This window comes from uncultured Methanofollis sp. (assembly GCF_937919355.1).
Classification (GTDB): Archaea; Halobacteriota; Methanomicrobia; order Methanomicrobiales; family Methanofollaceae; genus Methanofollis.
Map to the genome: position 1 here is coordinate 1 of NZ_CALFSA010000195.1, position 3,799 is coordinate 3,799.

At 53.6% G+C, this 3,799-nt stretch carries 2 protein-coding genes; both read left to right on the top strand.

Annotated features, from left to right (window positions below):
* Positions 1 to 2,298 (top strand): hypothetical protein (locus tag Q0520_RS09690; protein WP_298669450.1); only part of this gene is annotated, 2,298 nt, incomplete at its 5' end.
* Positions 2,299 to 2,304: 6 nt separating this feature from the next.
* Positions 2,305 to 3,564 carry a hypothetical protein gene (locus Q0520_RS09695; RefSeq protein ID WP_298669452.1) on the top strand — a complete coding sequence of 420 codons (1,260 nt, stop codon included), beginning with the start codon at positions 2,305 to 2,307 and terminating at the stop codon, positions 3,562 to 3,564.
* The last annotated feature ends 235 nt before the right edge of the window (positions 3,565 to 3,799 follow it).

Genomic DNA, 3,799 nt, shown 5'->3' on the forward strand with positions numbered 1-3,799 from the left:
CGCGGCCCACGGGGCCGATGGTTCGGAACAGTTCGTCCTGGACATTCTGGTCTGACCGACTGCACGAAGACCAATGGCGGTGAGGCCAGCAATGGTGTCATCGACGACGACGGTCTCGACGACGACAGCGAACTCAGGATCGGGACCGACCCCAATGCTGCCGATTCGAATGGCAATGGCGTAGCTGACGGGGACGAAGTCTACACCACCCAGAAGATCGACGAAAACCTCAGTGTAATGGTCTCTGTCAGCGGGACAGGCGACCTGGCAAAGACACTGCTCATCTACAACGTCACCTCACCGATCTACACGGGCACCCCGGCACTGGCCGGTCCTGTAGTGAACCTCAGTTTCAGCGACCAGACCCAGAATGGTTCGGTCGTCAACGGGACGGTCACACTCCCCTTCAATCCCGGTTGCATCAACTCGACGGCCGACCTCTCGCTGTACCGCTTCAACAGCACTATCGGGACCTATGAACCGGTCATCTCCGTGATCGATGCCGACGCGCAGACGATCACCGGCACCATCACAGTTCCCTCGACAGTTGCAGTCTTCAACGCCACACTCTGGGAGAGTCTCTTCGTCGACCCCCGCACGAAGCAGAAGATGACGATGATGACGGCGGCCTCGGGGAACGGCCCCTGGACCATCAGGATCACCAATCTCCAGACGCTCAATACCCACTGGTTCGACGGAGGAGCGGAATTCCCGCCAGGAGTCTACAGGATCCACTGTTCCGGAAACTACAACAACGCCGTGTTGTCCTCGTGGATAGACTGGCATATCGGAGCAAAGCCTGCATGGGGAGATTACGGCAACCTGGGCATGAGTGTCCGGTACAACAAGAGCGGTTCTGCCTATACGACGACCGTCAGCAAAGTGCATGTCACCTCGAATGTCCTCCAGATCACCCACACCGGCGGCAGGATCGGGATGTGGAATCACGATTCCGGCAGTCTGAGCGACAACTACGGTGATCTCACCTACACTCTTGAATTCGCGTCTGACATCGACACCGACGGCGACGGTATCCCTGACTGGCTTGAGAAGGCGGGGTGGTATGACGGTTTCGGGAACCTGCACTTCACCGACCCGACCCGTGCCGATTCCGACGACGACGGCCTGACCGACGGCGAGGAGGCCGGGCGGATGGTCACGGTCGACGGGAAGATCTACTTCGTCCTGGTGAGCGACCCGAACAGCGTCGACGGGGACGGGGATGGGATCAGTGACGTGCTTGAGTTGACCGAGTTCGGTACCGATCCTCTGACGCGCGACTCGGACCACGACGGCCTGACCGACTCCTATGAACTTGCGAACGGGATCGATCCATCCAATCCTGATTCCGATGGTGACGGGTGGGCCGATGGCAAAGACGGCGAACCGCTCGATGCCGGCACCCACGCATACAGCCCCAAACGTGCGGCGGCCGAACTGGTCCTCGGGTTCACCCTGGGGGCGTATGACGAAGAGAACCACGACAACACCTATTACCTGATCGGTTCGTCGCTCAGCGGCCTCGTCTTCGTCGGCGACATCCGCGATGCGGGAGTGTACATCTCGCAGGGCGACAGGCAGATGGCAGCGATCTGCCTTGTCGGGCTGGTCCCCGGCGGTGGCGACGGGGCGAAGTACATTGCGAATATTGGGAAGTCACTTTCAAAACGCTCTGCAAAGGATGCTGCAAAGGTATCTGGAGAATTTGAACTAAGGACAGGCGATGTAAAGGCAATCCGGGAGATCAGCGCCACAGAAGAGAAAAAGATAGTCAATCTTGACAGAGCCTTCCCTGGCCGTGGGGGATCTCCTGGCCTCGGGACAAGGACGGTTCGGGACGGTGTTACTGCCGACGATGTACTTGATCTTGTCGATGATAGCACTAAAAAACTCACACCGACTGAGATTTTGAGAGTGGCCAAACGTGAGGACGGGAAGGTTGTCTGGCTGGAGGAGGGCACGCTGAAATCGGCTACAGGTGAGATTCTGGGATCTGTATACGATTACGGTGGATCTGGGTGGATCCACATCCAGAATAACCACATCTACTACCATGGTGAAAACCAGTTCGCCAAAGCATTCGGTAGTGTTTATGAGGATCAGGATCTGATTAAAAATCTAATCCAGGACTGCGCAAAGACAGGACTCTTAGATCCAGAGGATCCAGGTACTTATTGGAAAAAGGTTAACAATCGTCTATTGAAGGTTGTGGTAGGCAGCAATGGATATATTGTGACAGCATATCCACCGAACATGGATAAAATTCCAAGTCATATCAAGACTATATTTGGTTTATAGAGCGAAGTGAAGCAGATGTTTCGAGCGCGTGTGAAAGGAAGGATCCTCAAACTTATCCCGAGTGTCCTGGAAGATACTGGATCGGTTTATGAACAAACTGTCGTTCTGGAACTGCAGGACGGGACGGTGTTTTTCCTGGACGATGCTGAAGAAAAAAGCAGGAACGAGATGGTGGGTATGGTCAAGACAATGGGCATACTTGCAGATCTCGCTCATATTGAAAAAATATCCTTGCCGAAAAAAGGCGTTGAAACGACCTATCACCTATCGAAAGATCTTGCAGAGCAGGAACGCATTTATGCCAAGGATGAAGCTGGTTTTACCGGCGAAATCATTGATATCGACAAGAATCATCGTATTATTTATATAGACATAGGCGCAGGTACGATTGGTGTTGCTCTTTGCCAGCAAGAGATCGATTCATTTCCTGATTACAAGATAGGGGATTACATCCAAGTCAAGAGCAGTTGGAACGGTTTGGTTGGCGTGTGGGATTTCTATGATGAGGGAGGAAGTGGCTGGAGTCACATCGTGCATAACCATGTCAATGTCCCTTCAGACACCCCGTCAGGTAATCAGTTTTATCTCTACTTTAACTGGCAATACAAGAAACAAGAAAAGATCAAGGATTTGATCATGGAAGGCGCAAGAGATGGTATCGAGGTCCGGAAGAACGTTTATCATTACGTTGAACCGACCTCCGGTAAGACGTTACGTCTCTTTATTACCGATAATGGGTACATCATGACTGCGCATCCTTCCACAGACTTTGCCGTGCAGGATGTGGCCAAGGAGACCCTAAAAGTTTCTGTCCGCATACTGGGCACAAGGCCGGATGCCGAATATATGGGTACAACTTATACCCAGCTGGTGATTGTTGAGTTTGCAGACGGTACGAGGGCCTCGATTTTCGACGACGATATGCTCTGCACTCCCGCCATGATCGGGCAAAACGGAAAGTTCGTGCTCGGCCTACTGTCCACGTCACTCGAAAAGAACGAAACAAAAGAACAGAGCATATTTCCGGAGTCAAGCGCATTTCCAGATGTTTCCGTTCCCGCCTTGGAAGTAAACGGATGCATCGACGAGATCATCATCCCCAACGATCCGAAAGAGGCCGAACAGTGGCAGAATGCCGTCGTCGACTTCGGCATCGGAAAGATCCTGATCGAGATCGACAAAAAATATTCTCACCTTCACCTGAAGGAAGGGGACTACGTCCGCGTCGACGGCCGTGTCGATCTGAAGGGCATTCAGCAGATCTAATCTCCTGATCTTTTTTCATCACCGGATTCCTATCGCACTGACTATTAAACCGGCGAAGACCTACCTGTCGGTGCTGCGTCGCGGCCCACGGGGCCGATGGTTCGGAACAGTTCGTCCTGGACATTCTGGTCTGATCGCAAAGTGTTTGAACGAGGGGCGTCCACTCCCCCCATGGACATTTCCCTCATCTGCCGCCTCTTCGAGACCCTCCCCAGGCAGGGGCCGGGCAACGACG